At 68.3% G+C, this 22754-nt stretch carries 23 protein-coding genes; 17 read left to right on the forward strand and 6 right to left on the reverse strand.

The features are described from left to right. The first annotated feature begins 7 nt into the window (after positions 1-7). On the forward strand, positions 8-310 hold the full coding sequence (locus tag H7A85_RS15615; RefSeq protein ID WP_182086884.1) for an urease subunit gamma: 303 nt from the start codon (positions 8-10) through the stop codon (positions 308-310). On the opposite strand, the gene H7A85_RS15620 is transcribed toward H7A85_RS15615, so the two are convergent. Then, positions 285-527: a hypothetical protein gene (locus H7A85_RS15620; RefSeq protein ID WP_182086885.1), complete on the reverse strand. Its 243-nt coding sequence runs from the start codon at positions 525-527 to the stop codon at positions 285-287. The two genes, H7A85_RS15615 and H7A85_RS15620, sit on opposite strands and share 26 nt — an antisense overlap. A gap of 254 nt (positions 528-781) precedes the next feature. On the opposite strand from H7A85_RS15620, the gene H7A85_RS15625 reads away from it, so the two are divergent. Then, entirely contained in the window at positions 782-1093 is a 312-nt protein-coding gene (locus H7A85_RS15625; protein ID WP_182086886.1) for an urease subunit beta, read from the forward strand. Positions 1094-1105: 12 nt separating this feature from the next. On the opposite strand, the gene H7A85_RS15630 is transcribed toward H7A85_RS15625, so the two are convergent. Then, positions 1106-1603 carry a hypothetical protein gene (locus H7A85_RS15630; protein WP_182086887.1) on the reverse strand — a complete coding sequence of 166 codons (498 nt, stop codon included), beginning with the start codon at positions 1601-1603 and terminating at the stop codon, positions 1106-1108. Between the two features lie 123 nt (positions 1604-1726). Beyond that, complete coding sequence (locus H7A85_RS15635) at positions 1727-2155, reverse strand: hypothetical protein (RefSeq protein ID WP_182086888.1); 429 nt, start codon at positions 2153-2155, stop codon at positions 1727-1729. Between the two features lie 129 nt (positions 2156-2284). Between H7A85_RS15635 and ureC the strand changes: the two genes are divergently transcribed. From ureC to H7A85_RS15670, 7 genes are read left to right on the forward strand one after another with little or no spacing between them, the layout of a single operon-like run. Then, positions 2285-3997, forward strand: a complete 1713-nt coding sequence (gene ureC / locus H7A85_RS15640) for an urease subunit alpha (RefSeq protein WP_182086889.1) — start codon at positions 2285-2287, stop codon at positions 3995-3997. A 12-nt stretch (positions 3998-4009) separates the two neighbouring features. Then, positions 4010-4462: a DUF29 domain-containing protein gene (locus H7A85_RS15645; protein WP_182086890.1), complete on the forward strand. Its 453-nt coding sequence runs from the start codon at positions 4010-4012 to the stop codon at positions 4460-4462. Then, positions 4459-4806: an MliC family protein gene (locus tag H7A85_RS15650; protein WP_182086891.1), complete on the forward strand. Its 348-nt coding sequence runs from the start codon at positions 4459-4461 to the stop codon at positions 4804-4806. The genes H7A85_RS15645 and H7A85_RS15650 overlap by 4 nt, the downstream gene beginning before the upstream one ends. A gap of 10 nt (positions 4807-4816) precedes the next feature. After that, the gene (locus tag H7A85_RS15655; RefSeq protein WP_244631229.1) at positions 4817-5272 is read left to right on the forward strand and encodes an urease accessory protein UreE; all 456 of its coding nucleotides are present in this window, start codon (positions 4817-4819) and stop codon (positions 5270-5272) included. Then, positions 5256-5939, forward strand: coding sequence for an urease accessory UreF family protein (locus H7A85_RS15660; protein ID WP_182086893.1), 684 nt, complete (start codon positions 5256-5258; stop codon positions 5937-5939). The genes H7A85_RS15655 and H7A85_RS15660 overlap by 17 nt, the downstream gene beginning before the upstream one ends. Beyond that, a complete protein-coding gene (ureG, locus tag H7A85_RS15665; protein ID WP_182086894.1) occupies positions 5936-6595 on the forward strand; it encodes an urease accessory protein UreG in 660 nt (219 codons plus the stop codon). Before H7A85_RS15660 ends, ureG begins: the two co-directional genes overlap by 4 nt. Positions 6596-6598: 3 nt before the next feature. After that, positions 6599-7936 carry an 8-oxoguanine deaminase gene (locus H7A85_RS15670; RefSeq protein WP_182086895.1) on the forward strand — a complete coding sequence of 446 codons (1338 nt, stop codon included), beginning with the start codon at positions 6599-6601 and terminating at the stop codon, positions 7934-7936. A gap of 5 nt (positions 7937-7941) precedes the next feature. Here H7A85_RS15670 and H7A85_RS15675 read toward each other — a convergent pair whose 3' ends face one another. The 3 genes from H7A85_RS15675 to puuE form a co-directional block, all read right to left on the reverse strand. Continuing rightward, on the reverse strand, positions 7942-10521 hold the full coding sequence (locus tag H7A85_RS15675; protein ID WP_182086896.1) for a membrane-bound PQQ-dependent dehydrogenase, glucose/quinate/shikimate family: 2580 nt from the start codon (positions 10519-10521) through the stop codon (positions 7942-7944). Between the two features lie 139 nt (positions 10522-10660). Continuing rightward, positions 10661-11158, reverse strand: a complete 498-nt coding sequence (locus tag H7A85_RS15680) for an ureidoglycolate lyase (protein WP_210270265.1) — start codon at positions 11156-11158, stop codon at positions 10661-10663. After that, complete coding sequence (puuE, locus tag H7A85_RS15685) at positions 11155-12597, reverse strand: allantoinase PuuE (RefSeq protein ID WP_182086897.1); 1443 nt, start codon at positions 12595-12597, stop codon at positions 11155-11157. The genes H7A85_RS15680 and puuE overlap by 4 nt, the downstream gene beginning before the upstream one ends. A gap of 156 nt (positions 12598-12753) precedes the next feature. Between puuE and uraH the strand changes: the two genes are divergently transcribed. The 8 genes from uraH to H7A85_RS15725 are packed head-to-tail and all read left to right on the forward strand — an operon-like array spanning position 12754 to position 22555. Beyond that, the gene (gene uraH / locus H7A85_RS15690) at positions 12754-13125 is read left to right on the forward strand and encodes a hydroxyisourate hydrolase (RefSeq protein WP_182086898.1); all 372 of its coding nucleotides are present in this window, start codon (positions 12754-12756) and stop codon (positions 13123-13125) included. Continuing rightward, positions 13122-14561: a xanthine dehydrogenase small subunit gene (gene xdhA / locus H7A85_RS15695; protein WP_182086980.1), complete on the forward strand. Its 1440-nt coding sequence runs from the start codon at positions 13122-13124 to the stop codon at positions 14559-14561. Before uraH ends, xdhA begins: the two co-directional genes overlap by 4 nt. Continuing rightward, positions 14561-16963 carry a xanthine dehydrogenase molybdopterin binding subunit gene (xdhB, locus tag H7A85_RS15700; protein WP_182086899.1) on the forward strand — a complete coding sequence of 801 codons (2403 nt, stop codon included), beginning with the start codon at positions 14561-14563 and terminating at the stop codon, positions 16961-16963. Before xdhA ends, xdhB begins: the two co-directional genes overlap by 1 nt. A gap of 2 nt (positions 16964-16965) precedes the next feature. Continuing rightward, a complete protein-coding gene (xdhC, locus tag H7A85_RS15705; protein WP_244631230.1) occupies positions 16966-17796 on the forward strand; it encodes a xanthine dehydrogenase accessory protein XdhC in 831 nt (276 codons plus the stop codon). A 48-nt stretch (positions 17797-17844) separates the two neighbouring features. Further along, positions 17845-19374, forward strand: a complete 1530-nt coding sequence (locus H7A85_RS15710) for an ABC transporter ATP-binding protein (RefSeq protein WP_182086901.1) — start codon at positions 17845-17847, stop codon at positions 19372-19374. Further along, complete coding sequence (locus H7A85_RS15715; RefSeq protein ID WP_182086902.1) at positions 19374-20516, forward strand: ABC transporter permease; 1143 nt, start codon at positions 19374-19376, stop codon at positions 20514-20516. Before H7A85_RS15710 ends, H7A85_RS15715 begins: the two co-directional genes overlap by 1 nt. Next, positions 20513-21436 carry an ABC transporter permease gene (locus H7A85_RS15720; RefSeq protein ID WP_182086903.1) on the forward strand — a complete coding sequence of 308 codons (924 nt, stop codon included), beginning with the start codon at positions 20513-20515 and terminating at the stop codon, positions 21434-21436. Before H7A85_RS15715 ends, H7A85_RS15720 begins: the two co-directional genes overlap by 4 nt. Positions 21437-21466: 30 nt before the next feature. Next, on the forward strand, positions 21467-22555 hold the full coding sequence (locus tag H7A85_RS15725) for a BMP family ABC transporter substrate-binding protein (RefSeq protein ID WP_182086904.1): 1089 nt from the start codon (positions 21467-21469) through the stop codon (positions 22553-22555). Positions 22556-22754 lie beyond the last annotated feature (199 nt).

A 22754-nucleotide genomic window follows, 5' to 3' on the forward strand; every position in this document is an offset into this window, starting at 1 on the left:
GCCCGCGATGAACCTCACCCCTCGTGAAAAGGACAAGCTCCTCGTCGCCATGGCGGCCCAGGTCGCGCGCCGTCGTCTGGAACGCGGCGTCAAACTCAACCATCCCGAGGCCATCGCCCTGATCACCGATTTCGTGGTGGAAGGCGCGCGCGATGGACGTTCAGTCGCCGATCTGATGGAAGCGGGTGCCCACGTGGTCGGACGAGATCAGGTCATGGACGGGATCGCCGAGATGATTCACGACATTCAGGTCGAGGCGACCTTTCCCGACGGCACCAAGCTCGTCACCGTACACGAGCCGATTCGCTGAGGTCGTCGGCATCCAGCGCAGCCACCGCATCGTCCGGCGCGGGACCGAGGAAACGGTAGGCGCGCGCGGTGTGCGAGTAGTAGGCCGGACCGCTCGTACCCTGCATCGTCACGGTGCGCACCGTGAAGGGTTCGGCAACGCCTGCCGGCACGGCCGTGCCGGCGGTGGCCAGAAGCGCGAAAACCAAGGTGACCGCTCCGGTGGGAATCGGTTTCATCGTCTTTGTCGTCCCTGCGGTGCCGGTTTTCTTGTGTTCGGTCGGCGCTTGCCCGCCGCCGTGTCCGGCTGTTCTGTTGCTCTCGAAACTAACGGCGTGAGGTTTCGATCCGGTGTCGAGGACCCGGCTTTTTCGTTTCCCCCTGGTTTCGTCGCGCAGAACGCGGGTCGTCAGGAGCGTCCCTCGGCCTTTGACAGCTCTGGGCCCGCGCCGCATGATGGCGCGGTGAGGCTTTAAAAGCGAAGGTTGCCCCCGTGATTCCAGGCGAGATCATGACTGCGGATGGCGAACTCACCCTCAACGAAGGGTGCGAAGCGATCAGCCTCCACGTCGCCAACACTGGTGATCGCCCGATCCAGGTCGGCTCGCACTATCACTTCGCCGAAACCAACCCGGCGCTTCGTTTCGACCGGGATGCCGCGCGCGGCATGCGGCTCGACATCGCGGCGGGCACTGCGGTCCGTTTCGAGCCGGGTCAGGCCCGCGACGTGCGTCTCGTCGCCTTCCGGGGCGACCGACGCGTCTTCGGCTTTAACGCCCGCATTTCCGGCGCTTTGGACGACTGACAGGCTGGGGGGTCAGAACCCGCGGGAATCCGGCGTGGCGTTCGGGCCCATGCGCAACGCGGCCCGGATGCCGTCGAGATCGACGTTCACGCGCGGGCGTGGAATGTTGTAGAGGCGCGCGGGGCCGGCACCCGCCTGACCGTAGGATGCGCCCGTTCCCGACGCTCCGATCGTGCCCGAAACACCGCCGATCGAACTGGCCGAACCGACGTCTCCAGTGCGCGCTGCCGCATCCGCATTGACCGGGTTGAGCGTGCCCGACCCTTGCGTCGCGCGCTGCTGGGTCGATGTCGCGCTCGAGCCGACGCCACCCGACGAGCCGACCGAGTTGGACGCGCCGCCAAGGCTTGGGGTCGAGGATCCGCCGCCGCCCCCGCCGATACCCGAGCCGCCCGAGCCCGACGAACCCACCGAATTGGATGCGCCGCCCAGCGACTGCGCGCCTGCCGGCAAAGCGGCGACGAGGCCGGACAGCGCGAGGCCGAGGACAAGGGACGTGGCGCGACGCATGACGGGAAACCTTTCGGTGGAACGGAGCGCTCCCAAACGGGGCTCGACGTGGATGGCGGGCGAATCGGTCGATTTTCTATAGGGGGAAAAGACTGACGAGACCATTAAGTTGCAAGCCGCGTGTCAGCGCACGATCCGGGCGCGGCGCGGCGGCGCGATAGGGCGTGTCACGCCGCTCCGGTTGATCACCGATCCGTCCGAGCGAGCGAAGTCGCCAGCCGTGTCGGGCTCGATCGTCGAGCGTCCTTGCGCCGCGCGAAGCCGGGTGGAGGAGCCGTCGACGTCCGGCTTCACCACGCGGGGGCGACGGTAGGAATCGTCGTAGTCCCGTCCGTATCGCCGCTCCTCCACCGTGTCTCCGAAGACGGGCGCGTTGGGGATCGCGAGGGGAGCCGCAGGGCGTCGATACCCGCCGATCGGAGCGATCGCGATCGACCCCCCGGGAACGGCGGCGCGCGGCCCGGGATCGAAGGCCTGCGCCCCGGCTGTCTGCGTGCCGAGGCACGGCGCGATGACGATGGCGGTGAGGAGGAGTGCGTTGCGCGGGGACATCGAATGCTTCCTGATGATGGAAATCAACGCGGTTCTTGCGAAAAAGTCGCTCATGCCCGTTTGAAAGGCAGACAAGCTTTTGCGAGCGTCCTAATCTCCCGCAGTGCAAACGCCCATTCCGGAGACGACATGCCCGCCACGATCTCCCGCGCTTCCTACGCCGCGATGTATGGCCCGACCACCGGCGACCGGGTCCGGTTGGCCGACACCGACCTCCTGATCGAGGTGGAGCGCGATCTGACGACCTATGGCGAGGAGGTGAAGTTCGGCGGCGGCAAGGTGATCCGCGACGGCATGGGGCAGGGGCAGCGCTCCCGGGCCGAGGGTGCGGTGGATACGGTGATCACCAACGCGCTGATTCTCGACCATACCGGCATCTACAAGGCGGATGTGGGCCTTCGCGGCGGGCGCATCCACGCCATCGGCAAGGCCGGCAATCCGGACACGCAGCCGAACGTCACGATCGTCGTCGGTCCCGGGACGGAGGCGATCGCCGGCGAGGGCAAGATCCTGACCGCCGGCGGCATCGACAGCCACATCCACTTCATCTGCCCGCAGCAGATCGACGAAGCCTTGTATTCGGGCGTCACCACGATGATCGGGGGCGGCACGGGGCCGGCGCACGGAACGCTCGCCACGACCTGTACGCCGGGTCCCTGGCATCTGGCGCGCATGCTCCAGTCGCTCGACGCCTTTCCCATGAACTTCGCGCTGTCGGGCAAGGGCAACGCCTCGCAGCCGCAGGCTCTGGTCGAGATGGTGAAGGCGGGCGCGGCCGCACTCAAGCTCCACGAGGACTGGGGCACGACGCCGGCCGCGATCGACTGCTGCCTTTCGGTGGCGGACGACTACGACGTCCAGGTGATGATCCACACCGACACGCTGAACGAATCGGGCTTCGTGGAAAATACGGTGGATGCGTTCAAGGGGCGCACGATCCATGCCTTCCACACGGAAGGGGCCGGCGGAGGCCACGCGCCTGATATCATCAAGGTCTGCGGCCTGCCCAACGTCCTGCCGGGCTCCACCAACCCGACGCGCCCCTACACGGTGAATACGCTGGAAGAGCATCTCGACATGCTCATGGTGTGCCACCATCTCGACGCCTCGATCCCCGAGGACATCGCGTTCGCCGAATCGAGAATCCGGCGCGAGACCATCGCGGCGGAAGACATCCTCCACGACATCGGCGCCTTTTCCATCGTCTCCTCCGATAGCCAAGCCATGGGCCGTGTCGGCGAGGTGGTGATCCGCACCTGGCAGACCGCCGACAAGATGAAGAAGCAGCGCGGCGCGCTACCCGGCGAAACGGGCGACAACGACAATCTGCGCGCCCGCCGCTACGTCGCCAAATACACGATCAATCCGGCGATCGCGCATGGCCTGTCGCGCGAGGTCGGCTCGGTCGAGGTCGGCAAGCGCGCCGACCTCGTTCTATGGGATCCGGCCTTCTTCGGCGTGAAGCCGATGATGGTGCTCCTCGGGGGGACGATCGTCGCCGCCCCGATGGGCGATCCCAACGCCTCGATCCCGACGCCCCAGCCCATGCACTATCGTCCGATGTTCGGCGCCTTCGGCAAGGCGGTCGGGGCATCCGGCGTCACTTTCGTGTCGCGCGCCGCGATGGAGGACGGGCTGCGCGAGCGCCTCGGCTGCGAGAAGGCGTTCCTCGCCGTCGAGAACACGCGCTCGGGCATCTCCAAGGCCTCGATGATCCTCAACGACCTGACGCCTGAGATCGAGGTGAACCCGGAAACCTACGAGGTGCGGGCCGACGGCGAGCTTCTGACCTGCGAGCCCGCCACCGTTCTTCCGATGGCGCAGCGCTACTTCCTGTTCTAGTCTCTGCTCGACATGACCAAGGCTCTCGCTTCCGACCTCTACGACAGCGACTTCTACGCCTGGACGCAGGAACAGGCGGCGCATCTCCGCGCCCGGGCGCACAACTCGATCGACTGGGACAACGCCGCCGAGGAACTGGAAAGCTTGGGAGATTCTCAACGAAGCGAGATCGAAAGCCGCCTGGGCGTCTTGTTGATGCATCTCCTGAAATGGAGGTACCAGCCGGATCAGCGTTGCGGCAGTTGGAAGGGCACGATCGTCGAGCAGCGCAATCGAATCCGAAGGCGCATCATCAAGAGCCCGAGCCTTAAGCATTACCCAGCCGAGATGCTGGGGGAGGAATACGAGTTGGCACGGGTCCAGGCGGCCGCCGAAACCGGCTTCTCGGAAAGCGCCTTCCCCATTTCCTGCCCATTTCGGATCGAAGATGTGCTGGACCCCGACTTCTATCCGGATAGCGAATGAAGACATGCCTCGTTCTCGCGGCGGCGACCCTGGCCTCCGTGGCCGGCGCCAAAGCCGACCCGCTGACGCTCGACCTGCCGGGAGCGGCCGAACGGCGCTCCTTCGCCTATCAGTGCTCCGACGACGTCCGCCGAGTGGTGGAATACGTGAACCTGCCCGACAACGATCTGGCGATCGTGGAGGCGGGCAACAGCCGCCGCCTCTTCGTCGGCGTGATCTCGGCGTCGGGCGCCAAATATGCCGCCGGCTCCTCGGTCTGGTGGTCGAAAGGGGGCGAAGCCAGCCTTCTCGACGTCACCAAGGGCGATGCGCCGGTGGTGGAATGCCAACAGGTCAGGAAATAGGGGCCGGCGCTTGATCGAAGCGGGGGACATCCGGGAACGCGAGACGTGGCAGCGCCCTGCCGCGGACACGATCACGCTGGACGAGGCGCAGCGCCATCGCCGGCGCATGGCGATGGTGTCGGACGGCGGCATCGCCTTTCTGCTCGACCTCACGGAGGCGCGCCTCCTGAGGGAGGGGGATGCGATCGTCCTCTCCGACGGGCGCCTTGTCGAGGTCCGGGCGAAGCCCGAGCCGCTCGTGGCGGTGGAAGCACGCGACGCCGGTCATCTTCTCGAACTCGCCTGGCAGATCGGCAATCGCCATCTGCCGTGCCAGATCCGCGATGGCCGGCTTCTCCTGCGCCGCGACCATGTGATCGAGGCGATGCTGAAAGGGCTCGGGGCGCATCTCAGCGAAGTCGAGGCTCCGTTCGACCCGATCGGGGGCGCTTATGCCGGCGGCCATGGACATGCGCACCACGCTTGATGCCGAGGCGAGCGCGGCGCTCCTGCCCGCCCTCCTGAAGCTGCAGACCTGGCTGTCGCCGGCCTTTCCGGTCGGCGCCTTCGGCTATTCGCACGGGCTGGAAGCGGCGATCGCGGAGGGGCGGATCGCGGGCGCCGATGCCTGCCGCGGCTGGATCGAAACCCTCGTCCGGCATGGCAGCCTGTGGAACGATCTCGTTCTCCTCGGCGCCGCGCATCGCGCGGCAGCCTGCGGCGACGAGGTGGAACTTAGATCCCTCGGCGAATTCGCCGTCGCCCTGTCCGGCTGCGCCGAGCGCCGTCGCGAAACGCTGGAACTCGGCGCGGCCTTCACCCGCGCAGCGGAGCCTTGGGGCGGAAGCGGCGCCGAGTGGCCCTATCCGGTGGCGGTCGGCGCCTTGGCAGCGCGCCACGCCATTCCCCGTCTTCTGACGCTGTCGGCCTATGCGCATGCGCTCGCCGCCAATCTTCTCAGCGTTGCCGTTCGCCTCGTGCCGCTCGGTCAAGGCGCGGCGGTCGGCATCCTGCACGACCTCGAGCCCTTCCTGGCCGAGACGGCGGAGCGCGCGGAAGGCGCTTCGCCGGACGATCTCGGCTCGGCCTCGATCCTTTCCGACATATCGGCGATGCGCCACGAAACCCTGTCCACGAGGCTGTTCCGCACATGACGAACCTCCAAGCGTCCGATCATCGCCCGCGTCGCAACGGCCCCTTGCGGGTTGGGATCGGCGGCCCGGTCGGCTCCGGCAAGACAACGCTGTGCGAGCGGATCTGCGTCGCCATGCGCGAGCACTGGTCGATCGGGGTCGTCACCAACGACATCTACACGGTGGAGGACGCCGAGGCGCTGGTGCGCCGGCAGGCGCTGCCGGCCGACCGGATCATCGGGGTGGAAACCGGGGGGTGCCCGCACACGGCGATCCGCGAGGACGCTTCCCTGAACCTTCGCGCGATCGCCGAGCTTCGCGCGCGCCACGCCGATCTCGACCTCGTTCTCGTGGAATCGGGCGGCGACAATCTCGCCGCGACCTTCTCGCCCGATCTGGTGGACCTGTCGATCTACGTCATCTCGGTCTGCCAGGGCGACGACATCCCTCGAAAAGGGGGCCCCGCGATCACCCGGTCCGACCTTCTCGTCGTCAACAAGACCGATCTCGCCCCCCATGTCGGCGCCGATCTCGATCGCATGGCCACGGACGCCGAGCGCGGCCGAAAGGGGCTGCCGAGCGTCTTCGCCGACCTGTCGCGCGGGAACGGGCTCCCCGAGATCCTCGATTTCCTTGAAGCGACCGGCGGCCTGCCGGAACGGCGCGAGGCGGCCTGACGCATGGCGCGCCTGTTCCTGCGCTCGCCGCTTGCGATCCTCGCGGAGAACGCCGACGGCGGCATCGTCGTCGAGAACGGGCGCATCGCGGAACTCGTGCCCGCCGGTGGTGCGCCATCGTCGCCGGTGGATGAGACCTTCGACGCCTCGGGTCACGTCGTCCTGCCCGGCCTCGTCAACACCCATCACCATTTCTACCAGACGCTGACGCGCGCCCACCCGCAGGCCATGGACAAGGAGCTGTTTCCCTGGCTCCAAGCGCTCTACCCGATCTGGGCACGGCTCGACCCCCATTCCTTTCGCCTGTCGGTTCGCCTGGCGCTGACCGAGCTTCTTCTGTCGGGCTGTACCACGGCGGCGGACCACCACTATCTGTTCCCGGCGGGCCTGGGCGACGCGATCGACATCGAGGCGGAGGAGGCGAGGGCGCTCGGCATCCGCGTAACGCTGACGCGCGGCTCGATGAACCTCAGCCAAAAGGACGGCGGCCTGCCGCCCGACAGCGTCGTGCAGGACGAGGACGAGATCCTTGCCGATTCCGAGCGTCTCCTGAACCAGCTTCACGACCCCAGCGACGGCGCGATGGTGCAGATCGCGCTGGCGCCTTGTTCGCCCTTCTCCGTCACCAAGAGCTTGATGGAGAAGAGCGCGGGGCTTGCCGAGCGCTTCGACTGCCGGCTGCACACGCATCTCGGGGAAACGGAGGACGAGAACCGCTTCTGCGAGGAGCGCTTCCGCTGTCGCCCGGTGAACTATCTCGAAGAGGTCGGCTGGCTTGGGCCCCGCACGTGGCTGGCGCACGGCATCCACTTCACCACCGACGAGTGCCGGCGCCTCGGCGCGCACCGTGTCGGCGTCTGCCATTGCCCGACTTCCAACGCGGTGCTCGCCTCCGGCTTCTGCCCGGCGGCCGAACTGGAAGCCGCCGGCAGCCCGGTCGGGCTCGGCGTCGACGGCGCGGCCTCCAACGATTCCTCCAACATGATGGAGGCGGTGCGCCACGCCCTGATGCTGAACCGGCTGTCGCGCAGGTCCGCGTCGGCAATGACGGCGCGCGACGCGATCCGATGGGGCACGGAAGGCTCGGCCGCCTGCCTCGGTCGCGCCGACATCGGCCGGATCGCGGTCAACCTTCAGGCCGATCTTGCCCTGTTCACGATCGACGAGCTGCGCTTTTCCGGCGCCCACGATCCGATCGCCGCGCTCGTCCATTGCGGGGCGACGCGCGCCGACCGGGTGATGGTCGCCGGTGTCTGGCGCGTCGTGGACGCGATGCCGGTCGGCGTCGACATCGCCCGTTTGCGGGCCGAGCACGGCGAAGCGGCGCGCCACTTCGCTTAAGGCACTCAGTTGGTCGTCGGGAGGGCATAGGCGATCACCGAATCGCCGCGCTTGGTGCCGAGCGAGCCGTGGCCGCCCGCCACCACCAGCACGAACTGCCGCCCGTCCGCGCCGCGATAGGTCATCGGCGTCGCCTGGCCGCCGGCCGGAAGGCGTGCCTTCCAAAGCTCCTCGCCCGTCGTCACGTCGTAGCCGCGCACATAGTCGTCGATCGTGCCCGACAGGAAGGCGACGCCGCCGGCCGTCATCATCGGTCCGCCGAGATTGGGCACGCCCATGCGGAAGGGCAGGGGTACGGGCGAGGCGTCGCGCGTGGTGCCGTTCTTGTGCATCCAGACGATCTCGCCCGTCGAAAGATCGACGCCCGCGACATAGCCCCAGGGCGGCGCCTGGCAGGGCAGGCCGAGCACCGAGGTGAAGGGCGCGAGCTTGATCGCATAGGGCGCGCCGAAGTTTTCGTTGAGGGCAGGCAAAGCCCCTTCCGGCTTCTGCTCGTTGACCACCAGTTCGTCGCCCGCAGGCCGGGGCACGAGCTGCGAGGTGAAGGCAAGATAGGTGGGCGTCGCGAACAGGACGCCGCGCGCCGGGTCCACCGCCACCGAGCCCCAGTTGAAGACGCCGAAATTGCCGGGATAGATCAGCGACCCTTGCGTCGACGGCGGGGTGAAACGGCCCTCGTAGCGATAGCCGTGGAAGGCGATGCGGCAGGCGAGCTGGTCGAACAGCGTGGCGCCCCACATGTCGCGCTCCCGGAGCGGCGGGGGCTCGAATGAGATGGCCGACTTTGGCTGGGTCGGCGCCGCGCGGTCCGGCTCCTGCGCGCCGCCGGGTGCGGTCTTTTCCGTCACCGGCAGGATCGGCTCGCCGGTGCGCCGGTCGAGCACGAAGATCTCGCCCTGCTTGGTCGGCTGAACGAGGGCGGGCACGGTCGTGCCGTTGATCGGCAGATCGACGAGGCTGGACTGGGCGGGAACGTCGTAGTCCCACAGATCGTGGTGTACGGTCTGGAAGTGCCAGCGCACCTGACCCGTCGAGATGTCGAGCGCGACGATGGAGGAGGAATACTCCTCGACTTGCTGTGAGCGGTTGGCGCCCCACTGGTCCGGCGGCTGGTTGCCGAGCGGCACGTAGACGAGGCCGAGCGCTTCGTCGGCGCTCATGATCGACCAAGAGTTCGGACTGTTGGGGGTATACGTCTGCCCTTCCGCGATCGGGGCGGTCTCCGTCGGCTTGCCCGAATCCCAGTTCCAAAGAAGGGCGCCCGAGGTGATGTCGAAGGCGCGGATGACGCCGGAGGCTTCGGAGGTCGAGACGTTGTCGAGAACCGTGCCCCCGACGATCACGCTGTTGCCGGCGACGATCACCGGCGAGGTCGAGTAGTACGAGCCCGGATTGACGTTGGGCATCCGATCCCAAAGGTCGATCTGCCCGTCGCCACCGCCCGCGTTGGAGCAGACCGCGCCGGTTTCCGGGTCGAGGATGAGGATGCGCCCGTCCGCCGTCGGCATGAAGAGCTTGTCGTCGCAGACCGCCGTGCGCGCGTTCGCCGCCGCTATCGGAAGGCCCGGATCGTTCGTGTTGCCGGGCTGGCCGGTGGGAGCGCCGGCTTCACCTTCGTTCTGTGGAGCCGTCAGTCCGCCTTGAGCGGAAAGCTCGCTCGCTGTGCCCGTCGGGGCGGCGGACGGTTGCGGGGCGTTGGGGGCGGCCGTTGCCGCCGCCGGCTGCGCCGCCTCCGCGCGCTGGTAGGACAGGCCGCGGCAGGTCAGGTGCTGGAGGGCGAGTTCGCCCTGAATGACGGGGTTGAAGCGCCAGATCTCGGCGCCCGTCGTGGCGTCCAGCGCGATTACGCTCTGATGCGGCGTGCAGAGGTAAAGGCGCTCGCCGATCTTCAGCGGTGTCACCTGGAATGTGGTCTCCTCCGGGTCGCCCGGCTGCGACTTGTCGCCGGTCTCGAAGCTCCAGGCGACCTTCAGCGAGGCGACGTTGGCGGGCGTGATGTCGGCGAGTGGCGAATAGCGCTGCCCGGCCTGAGACCTGCCGTAGGCCAACCATTCGCTCTCCGGCACGCCGCCGTCGCCGGCGCCGAGCCGCGTGCCCGGCAATTCGCCTTCGGTCCGGTGCAGATCCACGAACCAGGAGGTGACGGCGACGCCGAGCGCCAGGACGAGGGCGCCGGACAGGAGCGCGCCGTAGCCTGTCAACGGGGTGGGCGCGGGGTTCCGGCCGTCCAGCGCGTCGGCGACGGTGCGCCGCCCGAGCGAGCGCGTGACCCGGGGCAGGAGAAGAAGCGCGCCGATGACAAAGACGACGTCGCCGCGCGCGGCCAGCGGCCACCAGTCGAACCCCGCCTCGTAGAGCGCCCAGCCGAGCGTTCCGACCACCACCAGCGCGAAGACGGCGAGCGCTTCCGGGCGGCGGTGATGCAGGAGGATCGCGGTGACGAGGAAGAGAATGCCCGCCACGAGATAGAAGGGCGAGCCGCCGATGCCGAGGAGCCATGCGCCGCCGCCGAGAAGGCCGAGACCGCAGAGGCCGATCAACCATGTCATGATGCGCAGAAAGGTTCGGGAGGTTCGACCGGGCATGAAGCGTCCTTCGCTGCCCCCAGAAGGGGCTCGTGCCCGCTCGCCGGCGGCTTCCCCGCGAAGCCGTCCCGTTGAAAGGGTCACGGGCGGAGATGTCGCAGTGCGAAGCCGCGTCAAGCGCCGGAAAGCTGGCGAAGCCTCAGCGATCGACGAGAATGGGGACTTCCAGCATGAACTCCTGCAGGTTCGTGCCCGGTCCCCCGCGATCAACGACCAGGAAGTCGGAGCGCTCGTCCAGTGCGATCAGCGGGTGATGCCAGGTGCCCCGAGCATAGGATACGCCTTGGACGCCGCTTGCCAGAAACGCCACCGGTTCGCCCGGACGGCTGTCCCGATCGGGCGCCACGACGACCAGATAGGGCCGCCCTTCCAAGGGCATGAAGGCCTGGCTGCCGAGGGGATGGCGCTCCAGCATCTCGACCCGGAAGGGCAGCGCGAAGGGCTTGCCGCGAAAGATCGAGACGAGCGCGTGGCCGCCGCCGGTCGCGACGTCCACCGGCGCGATGTCGTGGAAGCGCGTCGTCGTGCCGTTGTTGATAAGGCGGATTTCGGCGGCGTTGTCCGGCTCGATCACCTCGCCGAACGGGCGAAAGGCGTCCGCGCTCAGGGGCTCGGCGCGCAGGGTCATCAGGCTCATGCGGGCTCGCTTCCCAGGATCGCATCGAGGCGCAGCCGCGCGATGCGCTCGACCTGCGCCGCGGCCGTGCGGAACTCGGTCTCGGCGTCGTTTTCGATGCGCGCTTCGAAGGCTGCGAGGATGTCGGCCTTGGAGAGCCCACGGACCGCGATGATGAACGGAAAGCCGAAGCGCGCGGTGTAGCGCGCGTTGAGGTCGGTGAAGCGGGCCAACTCGTCGGGCGTCAACTGGTCGAGACCGGCGGAGGCCTGTTCGGCGGCGGACTCGGCCGTGAGGCCGCTCGCCAGAGCGAGACGCCCCGCAAGGTCGGGATGGGCCTTCAGGACGCCGAGCCGCTCTTCGCGGCTCGCGCGGCGGAACTGGACGTTGAGCGCTGCCGAAAGACCCGCCGCCGTATCGTGCGCGGGGCCGAGCCCACGGTCGAAGGCGCGCGCGGCGACGAAGGGCGAATGTTCGAAGACGCCGCCGAACATTTGCGTAAACACCGCGCGCTCCATCCGGCTCGGGCGGATCGTCTCGCGATGGGGGAAGGCGGTGCGCCAATGACGGGCGATGTCGGCGCGCGTCGCGACCCAGACGTCCGGCTTCGAGCCAACATAGTCCAGAAAGCGCGCCAGAGCCGCCGAGCGCCCCGGCCGGCCGACGAGGCGGCAATGGAGGCCGATGTTGAGCATCTTTGCCGCGCCCCGCTCGCCCTCTTCGTAGAGCGCGTCGAAGGCGTCCTTTAGATAGGTGTAGAACTGCTCGCCGGTGTTGAACCCCTGGGGCGTTGCAAAGCGCATGTCGTTGGTGTCGAGCGTATAGGGCAGGACGAGGATCGGCTTCGTGCGGGTTTCCTGCCAGTAGGGCAGGTCGTCGGCATAGGCGTCGGACACGTAGAGGAAATCGCGCTCGGCAGCGAGTTCCAGCGTGTGCTCCGACGAGCGGCCGGTGTACCAGCCGAGCGGCCGCTCGCCCGTCACCGCCTCGTGCAGCGCCAGGGCTTCGTCCATGTCGGTGCGCTCCGCATCGGCGGTGTGGTCGCGGTAGTCGATCCATTTCAGCCCGTGCGAGGCGATTTCCCACCCGGCCTCCTGCATCGCCGCCACCTGTTCGGGGCTGCGCTCCAGGGCGCTGGCGACGCCGTAGACCGTCACCGGCAGCGAGCGCTCGGTGAACAGGCGGTGGAGCCGCCAGAAGCCGGCGCGCGCGCCGTATTCGTAGATCGATTCCATGTTCATGTGCCGCTGGCCGACCCAGGGGGCGGCACCGACGATCTCCGACAGGAAGGCTTCCGACGCCTTGTCGCCGTGGATCACGGCGTTCTCGCCGCCCTCCTCGTAGTTCACCACGAACTGGACGCAGATCCTGGCCGGCCCGGACCCGCCGGGGTTCGGCCAGCGCGGATCGGGGGTGTGGCGGCCGTAGCCGCGCATGTCGCGGGGGTAGGGGGTCGTCATCGGTCGGAGCCTCGACGTGTCGGGGAGGCATCTGGATACGCGCTTTCGGCGGGGATTTCCAATCGGGGGCCGCTTGAAACGCTTCCAAGTTTTGGGCTGGACGGGCGATCGCAAACGGGTGCAGACTTGGGCGATACCCATGAGGATCCTCCCAGAATGGCGCCATCGCCCTCCGGCCCCGGCCGGCTGACCACCCATGTTCTCGATACCGCGCGCGGGACCCCCGCCGCGGGGCTCGAACTCGTGCTGCACCGTCTGGAAGGCGGAGCCCGGGAAGCGGTGGCGGAAGGGCGCACGAATGCCGACGGGCGCTGCGACGCGCCGCTTTTGGAAGGCGATGCGTTCCGCCCCGGCGCCTACGAGCTGACCTTCTTCTGCGGGCCGTATTTCGACGCGCAGGGGCTCGGCCTGCCCGACCCGAAATTCCTGGACGACGTGGTGATCCGCTTCGGCATCTCGGAAGATCGACACTACCATGTGCCGCTTCTACTCTCTCCCTTCGGCTACTCGACCTATCGGGGCAGCTGATGGCGCCGATCCGCTTCGTCCTGAACGGCGAGGAACGGGCGGTGGAAGGCCTGCCGCCCACCACCACCGTGCTCCAGTACCTGCGCACCCACGAGCGCCTCACCGGCACCAAGGAAGGCTGCGCGGAAGGTGACTGCGGCGCCTGCACCGTCCTCGTGGAGGAGCCGGACGGGATAGGCAGTCTTCGCCGCCGCGCGCTGAACACCTGCATCCTGTTTCTGCCGGCGCTCCATGGGCGGGCGGTGCAGACCGTCGAGCATATCGGGCGCGACGGCCTCCAGCCGATCCAGGCGGCGATGGTGGAGCGGCACGCGAGCCAATGCGGCTTCTGCACGCCCGGCTTCGTGATGCAGCTCCATGCCGGCTGGTTGACGGGCGCACTCACCGACCGGCAGTCGGTCAAGGACGTCGTGTCGGGCAATCTCTGCCGCTGCACTGGCTACGGGCCGATCGTGGAGGCGGGGCTGGACGTGGCTTATATCGCGCCGCCCGATACGGGCGCGGCGGATGCCGAACTCGCCCGCCGGCTGACGGAGCTTCGGGGCGAGGGCGTGTTTCGTTACGAGGCGGAGGATAAGCTCTGGCTTTCGCCCGCCCATGTCGACGATCTCGCCGACACCTATGCCGCGCACAGCCAAGCGACGCTGGTGGCGGGTGCCACCGATGTCGGCCTTTGGGTCACCAAGCAGCACCGCGATTTCGAGACGCTGATCGACGTGTCGCGCGTCGCCGACCTCCGGCACGTCGAGGAAGGGCCGGAAAGCCTGTTCTTCGGCGCGGCGGTGACGCATTCGCAGGCGCGCGAGCGGCTGGCCGAGATCCATCCCGACCTCGCCGAGATCACCCGCCGCTTCGCCGGCTATCAGGTACGCAACGCCGGAACGGTCGGCGGCAACATCGCCAACGGCTCACCGATCGGCGACCTGCCGCCCGTTCTGATCGCGCTCGGCGCGACCCTGTTCCTGCGTCGGGGGGACGACGTTCGGCGTCTGCCGCTCGAGGATTTCTTCGTGGAATACGGGCGCCAGGATCGCCGGCCGGGCGAGTTCGTGGCGGCGGTCGAGGTGCCGCTTCTGAAGCCGAACGAGCGTTTTTCGGCGTCCAAGATCTCCAAGCGCATGGATTCGGATATCTCCGCCGTTCTCGCCGCCTTCAAGCTCGGCTTCGAGGGCGAGATCGTGTCCGAAGCGCGCCTCGCCTTCGGCGGCATGGCGGGAACGCCGAAGCGCGCGGCCCATGCGGAAGAGGCGCTGATCGGGCGCCCGTTCGATGCGGCGGCGGTGGAGAGCGCGATGCGGGCGCTGGCGCAAGATTTTCAGCCCTTGAGCGACATGCGCGCGACCAGCGACTACCGCCTGAAGGCCGCCGCCAGCTGTCTCCAGCGCTTCCAGCTCCAGCTCTCCGGCGTGCCGACCCGGATCGGCGAGGTGGCGTGATGGAGGAAACGCGCGTCCAGGATCGCGGCGAGGCCGGAACCGTCGGGCCGGAGGTGCTGGACGAGCGCCCGCCCGCGCCCCAAGCCCGGCTCCGGGGCGGCGTCGGGCAGCCGATCCGCCACGACAGCGGCGAGAAGCACGTCACCGGGCAAGCGCGCTACACCGACGACGACCCCGAACTGCCGGGAACGCTGCAGGTCTTCATCGCCATGAGCCCGCGCGCCAACGCTCGGGTTCTGGCCATGGACCTCGATCCCGTGCGCGAGGCGCCCGGCGTCGTCTGCGTTCTCGGCGCCGACGATATTCCCGGCACCAACGACTATTCCCCGGTCTTCGGAGACGACCCGATCTTCGCGACGACACGGGTCGAGTATGTCGGGCAGCCGCTCTTCGCGGTGGCGGCGAGCGATCTACGCACCGCCCGCCTCGCCGCCAAGCTCGCGCGCGTCGAATACGCCGACGAGGCGGCAGCGATCTCGATCGACGACGGGCTGGCAGCGGCAAGTGCCAAGGGCGAGGACCTCCTGGAGCCGCACGAGATGCGGCTCGGCGATGCGGAAGGCGCGCTCGCGGGAGCGCCCCATGTCGTGTCCGGCCGGATCGAGACCGGCGGCCAGGACCATTTCTATCTGGAAGGGCAGATCGCCTACGCGATCCCCGGCGAGGACGGCGACGTTCTCGTGCGCTCCTCCACCCAGCACCCGTCCGAGGTGCAGCACAACGTGGCGAAAGCATTGGGCCTTGCCGACCATGCGGTGATGATCGAGGTACGGCGCATGGGCGGCGGCTTCGGCGGCAAGGAATCGCAGCCCGCCCTGTTCGCCGCCGTCTGCGCCCTCGTCGCCGCCCGCACCGGGCGCGCCGCCAAGTGCCGGCTGGACCGCGACGACGACATGGAGATGACCGGCAAGCGCCACGAGATGCGCACCGACTACCGCGTCGGCCACGACGGCGAAGGGCGGCTCGTGGGGGCGGACTTTGCCCATTTCGTGCGCTGCGGCTATTCCAAGGATCTGTCGGGCGCGATCGCCGACCGGGCGATGTTCCATGCCGACAACGCCTACGACCTCAAGACCGCGCGCATCCACTCGCGCCGCCTCAAGACCAACACGGTTTCCAACACCGCCTTTCGCGGCTTCGGCGGGCCGCAGGGGATGGTCGCGATCGAGCGGGCGATGGATCGCATCGCCTTCGATCTCGGCCTCGATCCGCTGGACGTACGCAAGCACAACTTCTACGCCCCGATGGGCGAGGGGGAGCCGGGGCTGACGCCTTATCGCATGGCGGTGGACGACTGTGTGATCGCCGAAATCGTCGAGGAACTGGAAGCCTCCTGCGACTACCGCGCCCGGCGCGAGGCGGTGCGCGCCTTCAATGCGGCGAGCCCCATCCTCAAGAAGGGGCTGGCGCTGACGCCGGTGAAGTTCGGCATCTCCTTCACCACCACCCATCTCAACCAGGCCGGCGCGCTGGTGCATGTCTACAAGGACGGCTCGGTTCACCTGAACCACGGCGGCACGGAGATGGGGCAGGGCCTTTTCACCAAAGTCGCGCAGGTCGTCGCCGAGGAATTCCAGATCGACGTCGGCCATGTGAAGATCACGGCGACCACGACCGCCAAGGTGCCCAACACCTCGGCGACCGCCGCATCCTCGGGCTCCGACCTCAACGGCATGGCGGCGCGAAACGCCGCGCGCACCATCAAGGAACGGCTGATCGACTATGCCGTGTCGCGCTACGGCGTGGCGCGGGAAGCCGTCGTGTTCCTGCCGAACCGGGTGCGGATCGGGCACAAGGAACTGCGCTTCGCCGACCTCGTCGGCGAGGCCTATCTCGCCCGCGTGTCCCTGTCCTCGACCGGCTTCTACGCGACGCCGGACATTTCCTACGACCGGGCGAGCGCGAGCGGGCGGCCGTTCTTCTACTTCGCCTATGGCGCCTCCTGCTCGGAGGTCGTGATCGACACGCTGACCGGCGAGAACAAGCTGCTTCGCGCCGACATCCTCCACGATGTCGGCCAGTCGCTCAACCCGGCGCTCGATCTCGGCCAGATCGAGGGCGGCTTTATCCAGGGCATGGGCTGGCTGACGATGGAGGAACTTTGGTGGGACAAGGCCGGGCGCCTTCGCACCCATGCGCCCTCCACCTACAAGATTCCCACCGCCAACGACCGGCCGGACGATCTGCGCGTCCGCCTGTGGGACAAGGGGCGCAACCCGGCCGAGACGATCTATCGCTCCAAGGCCGTCGGCGAGCCGCCCTTCATGCTGGCGCTGTCGGTCTTCTCGGCGCTGGCCGACGCGGTTCTGGCGGTGGGCGACCACCGACGCTTCCCCGACCTCGACGCCCCGGCGACGCCGGAGCGCGTGCTCGCCGCAGTCGAAGCGGTGCGGGGAGCTTGACCTTGCTCGCCGATCTTCGAGCCGCCCTGGAACGTCGCGAGCGCGCGATGGTCGTGCGCGTGGAGCGCGCGCTCGGCTCGACCCCGCGCGAAGCCGGCGCCGCGATGCTGGTGACGCCGAGCGGCGTGTTCGGCACCGTGGGCGGCGGCGCGCTGGAGATGGAGGGGATCGTCGAGGCGCGGCGCATGCTGGAGGCGGGCGAGCGCGAGGGCTCGCTCGACATTCCCTTGGGTCCCGCGATCGGCCAATGCTGCGGCGGCCGCGTCGTCCTGTCCCTCCGGCGCGGCACGTTCGCGCTTCTGGAAGCGCTGGAGCGGCAGGACGAGGCGGAGCGCTTCCGCTGGCCGCATGTCTACCTCTTCGGCGCCGGCCACACGGGGCAGGCGACCGCGCGGGCTTTGGCTGCACTGCCGCTTCGCACCATGGTCTTCGACGCGCGGGCCGACCGGCTGGCGGAGTTGCCGTCCGGCGTCGAGCGCCGACGGCTCGCCTTGCCGGAAGATGCGATCGCCGATGCTCCACCCGGCACCGCTTTCGTGGTGATGACGCACGACCACGCGCTGGATTTCCTGATCGCCGCCGCTGCCCTCGAAAGGCAGGACGCCGCCTATGTCGGAATGATCGGCTCGGCCACCAAGCGGCAGAAATTCGCGCGCTTCCTCGCAGATCGGGGAGAGGCGACCGCGATCGACCGCCTCGTCCTGCCGATCGGCGCCTTCCCCGTGCGTGACAAGCGGCCGGCTGTCATCGCCGTGCTCGTCGTCGCCGAACTTGTGGTTCAACTTCTTGGGCATAAGCTGGATCAGGATTGCGCAGGATTTGCGACTGCGTAATGTGAGTGCAATAACTTCGATTCTCGGATCGTCGCCGCTCGGAGCCTCATGGCGCATCGTCTTGAACTGAAGGGTATCTCCAAGCGCTTTCCCGGCGTCGTGGCCAACGACGACGTGTCCTTCGCCGTCGAGCCGGGCCGCATCCATGCTCTCCTCGGCGAGAACGGGGCGGGCAAGTCGACCCTCGTCAAGATCATCTACGGCGTTCAAGCGGCGGACGAGGGGACGATCCTCTTCGACGGGCGCCCCGTTCGCGTCGCCTCACCGCGCGAGGCGCGATCCTTGGGCATCGGCATGGTGTTCCAGCATTTCTGCCTGTTTGAGGCGATGACGGTGCTGGAGAACATCGCGCTCGGCCTCGACGATCCCCCGCCCGCACGAGAGTTGGAAGTTCGCGTGCGCGAGGTGATGGGCGCCTATGGCCTTGGCCTCGACCCGCATCGCGAGGTGCACACGCTGTCGGTCGGCGAGCGCCAGCGCATCGAGATCGTGCGCGCGCTCCTCGGCCGCCCGAAGCTCCTGATCATGGACGAGCCGACCTCGGTTCTGACCCCGCAGGAGGTCGAAGCCCTGTTCGCCGTTCTGCGCCAACTGGCGTCCGAAGGCTGTTCGATCCTTTATATCTCGCACAAGCTCGGCGAGATCAAAGCGCTCTGCTCGACCGCGACGATCCTGCGCGGCGGCAAGGTCGTGGCGGCCTGCGATCCGCGCACCGAAACGGCCCGCTCCATGGCCGAACTGATGATCGGCGGCTCCCTGAAGGCGCTGAAGCCGAAGGCGGAAGGGCGGCTCGGCGAAATTCGCCTGCGCGCCGAATTCCTGTCCGCCCCCGGCGATCCGCCCTTCGGCACATCGCTGAAGGACGTGTCCTTCGCGGTGCGCGCGGGCGAGATCCTCGGCGTCGCGGGTGTGGCCGGCAACGGTCAGAACGAACTCCTGGAAGTTTTGGCCGGCGAAAAGCTTCAAGGCGTATCCGGTGCGATCACGATCGACGGCGTCCGTGCCGAGCGCGAGGGCGTGTCGGCCCGGCGGCGGCGGGGCCTTGCCTCCGTGCCCGAAGAGCGCAACGGCCATGCCGCGGTGCCGGCGCTGACGCTGGCCGAAAACGCGATCCTCTCGGCGCGGGGGCGAAAGCGCCTTGCCCGTTCCGGGCTCCTGCGGCCGGGCGCGGCGCGCGACTACGCCCGTCACGTGATCTCCGCCTTCTCCGTGAAGGCGACGGGTGCGCGGGCGCTGGCGGGCAGCCTGTCGGGGGGCAACCTCCAGAAGTTCATCATGGGCCGCGAGATCGAGCAGGAGCCGGCGGTTCTCGTCGTGTCCCAGCCGACCTGGGGCGTGGATGCGGGTGCTGCGTCCTTCATCCGGCAGGCAATGATCGACCTCGCCTCGCGCGGCACGGCCATCGTCGTCGTCAGCCAGGATCTCGACGAGCTTCTGGAATTGTGCGACCGCATCGCCGTTCTGAACGAGGGGCGGCTGTCGGAAGCCATGGACGTGAAGGGGATTTCCATCGACCGGGTCGGCCTTCTAATGGGTGGCGTCCATGGCGAGACCCAGCCCGGCGCCGAGGCCGCGTGATGGCGCTGCGCTTCGTTCCCCGGCGCGAGCCGAGCCGCCCGATGCTGTGGGCGACGCCGGTGCTGGCCGTTCTGATGACGCTGGTGGTCGGCACCGTCCTTTTCACCGCGCTCGGCTACGACGGGCTGGGCGCGGCGCGCGAGATCTTCGTAACGCCTCTCTTCAACCCCTATCGCTGGCAGGACCTCTTGGTGAAGGCGGCGCCGCTCGCGACGATCGCGATCGGCCTGTCGGTCGGCTTCCGCGCCAATGTCTGGAACATCGGGGCGGAAGGGCAATACGTGATCGGCGGTCTCGCCGGCACCGGGGTCGCGCTCCTGACGCTGGACGGCGAGGGCGCCTGGATCCTGCCGGCGATGATCGCGGCGGGTGTTCTCGGCGGCATGGCCTGGGCCGCGATCCCCGCCTTCCTGCGCACCCGGCTCGGCGTTTCGGAGATCCTGTCCTCGCTGATGCTGAACTACGTCGCGATCCAGATCCTGTACTACTTGATGCGCGGGCCCTGGAAGGACCCGATGGGCTTCAACTTCCCGCAGACAGCGATGTTCTCGGGCGCCCAGACGCTGCCCTACGTGGTTCCGGGAACGCTGATCCACCTCGGCATTCCCGTGGCGCTGGCGCTCGCGCTCGCCGTCTGGTTCCTGATGGTGAGGACGGTCGCCGGGTTCCAGGTCCGCGTCGTCGGGCTGGCGCCCCAGGCCGCGCGCTACGGCGGCTTTCGCGAAGGGCGGGTTGTCTGGATGACGATGGCGCTCGGCGGCGGGCTGGCGGGGCTCGCCGGCATCTTCGAGGCGGCGGGGCCCTTCGGGCAGATGGTGCCGGCCTTTCCGACCGGCTACGGCTTCACCGCCATCATCGTCGCCTTTCTCGGGCGCCTGAACCCGATCGGCATCGTGCTCGCCGCGCTCGTCCTCGCCCTGACCTATGTCGGCGGGGAAAGCGCGCAGACGACGATCGGCCTGCCGGCCGCCGCCATCGGCGTGTTCCAGGCGATGATGCTGTTCTTCCTGCTCGCGGTCGACATCCTCGTTCGCTACCGGCTGACAACGGGCGGACGCGGCACGGCGGTGGCACCTGCGCCTCTCGCCCCCGCACCCGGCCTCGTGCCGGAGCCCACCTCCGGCCGGGGAGCGGCCGCATGAGCCCCGAGTTCATCGTCGCCATCGTCGTCGCGGTGGTCGCCTCGTCGACCCCGATCCTGATCGCCGCGCTCGGCGAACTCGTGGTGGAAAAGTCCGGCGTCCTCAATCTCGGCGTCGAGGGCATGATGCTGATCGGCGCGGTGACGGGCTTCGCCGTCTCCGTCAGCGTCGGCTCGCCCGCGCTCGGCGCGTTCGCTGCGATCGCGACGGGCGCCGCTTCGTCGCTGATCTTCGCCTGGCTTACCCTGACGCTGACCGCCAACCAAGTCGCGACAGGCCTGGCGCTGACCATCTTCGGCACCGGCGTTTCGGCGCTGGCCGGCGCCTCCTTCGTCGGCATCACCACGCCGACGCTCGGCTCGTTCTTTCCGCAGAGCCTTTCGGGCGACCCCATCTGGCGCGTCCTTTTCGGCTATTCGCCGATCGTCTACGCCTCGCTTCTCCTGACGCTCGGCGTCTGGTGGTTTCTCCAGCGCACGCGCGCCGGCCTCGTGCTGCGCGCCGTCGGCGAAAGCGACACGTCGGCCCATTCGATCGGGTATCCCGTTCTCAAGGTGCGCTATCTCGCGGTGCTCTTCGGCGGGGCGATGGCGGGGCTGGCGGGCGCCTATTATTCGCTGGTGCTCACCCCGATGTGGGCGGAGCGGCTGACGGCGGGGCGGGGCTGGATCGCGATCGCGCTCGTCGTCTTCGCCTCGTGGCGGCCGGGGCGGCTGCTTCTGGGCGCCTATCTCTTCGGCGCGGTGATCACGCTGGAACTGCAGGCCAAGGCAGCCGGCTGGTCGCTTCTGGCGCCCGAGTTCCTGACCAGCCTTCCCTATCTCGCGACCATCCTGGTGCTCGCCCTCATCTCGGGCGGCGGCAGAATCCGAAATGCCGCCCCGGCCTGCCTCGGCAAGCCGTTCCGCGCCACCGCCTGACCACCTTTCATGCTTGCCAAGGAGCCGACCATGAGCCTTCTCACCCGCCGACAAGTTCTTCTGGGCGGCGTCGCCCTCGCCACTGTTGTGACGATCGGCGGCCTGCCGGCCTTCGCGCAGGTGGCCGACCGCCCGGTCAAGGCGGCTTTCGTTTATGTCGGCCCGGTCGGCGACTTCGGCTATTCCTTCGCCCACGACCAGGGGCGCAAGTACCTGGCCGAGAAGCTCGGCGACAAGGTGCAGACGACCTTCGTCGAGAACGTCGCGGAAGGGCCGGATGCCGAGCGCGTCATCCGCCAGCTCGCGCAGGACGGCAACGACATCATCTTCGCCACCTCGTTCGGCTTCATGAACCCGACGCTGAAGGTCGCCAAGCAGTTTCCGAACGTCAAGTTCGAGCACGCCACCGGCTACCAGACCGCGCCCAACATGAGCGCCTACAACTCGCGCTTCTACCAGGGCCGCGCCGTGCTCGGCACGATCGCCGGCCATATGTCGAAGACAAGCAAAGCGGGCTATGTCGCCTCCTTCCCGATCCCGGAAGTCGTGATGGGCATCAACGCGTTCACGCTCGCCGCGCGCAAGGTGAACCCGAACTTCGAGACGCAGGTCCTCTGGGTGAACTCCTGGTACGACCCGGCCAAGGAGGCGCAGGCGACCGGCGCGCTCCTCGACCAGGGCGCCGACGTCATCACCCAGCACACCGATAGCCCGGGCCCCCTGCAGGAGGCCGAGAAGCGCGGCGCCATCGCCTTCGGCCAGGCCTGGGACATGACGAGCTTCGCGCCCAAAGCGCACATGACCGCGATCGTCGACCAATGGGGGCCGTACTATGTCAGCCGCGTCCAGGCGGTGATGGACGGCACTTGGGAGCGCAGCGACGTCTGGCTCGGCATGAAGGAAGGCGAGGTCGAGATGGCGCCCTTCAACGCTGCCATGCCGGCGGACGTGAAGGCGGCGGCCCAGAAGGTCGTCGACGAGACGAAGGCCGGCACCTACGAAATCTTCACCGGCCCGATCAAGGACCAGTCGGGCGCCGAGAAGATCGCCGCCGGCACCGTCGTGCCCGACGCCGATCTTCTGAAGATGGACTGGTACGTTGAGGGCGTGCGGAACTAGGTTCGGATCGCGCTGACGGCCGTCTGGCGCGGATCGGCTGCGCTTGCCTAGGCTCACGGACGAAAGTCCGCTCCGCTTCGGTTCTCGCCGATCCACTCCATACGCCTCGCTATCACGACCCTTTTGTCGGCGCCCTGGAAGGGTGCTCGTTTCGGAGAACTAGAAGGGCGTCCGCGCCCTTCGACCTAACGCCTGCTCC

Source organism: Aureimonas sp. ME7 (assembly GCF_903970965.1).
Classification (GTDB): Bacteria; Pseudomonadota; Alphaproteobacteria; order Rhizobiales; family Rhizobiaceae; genus Aureimonas.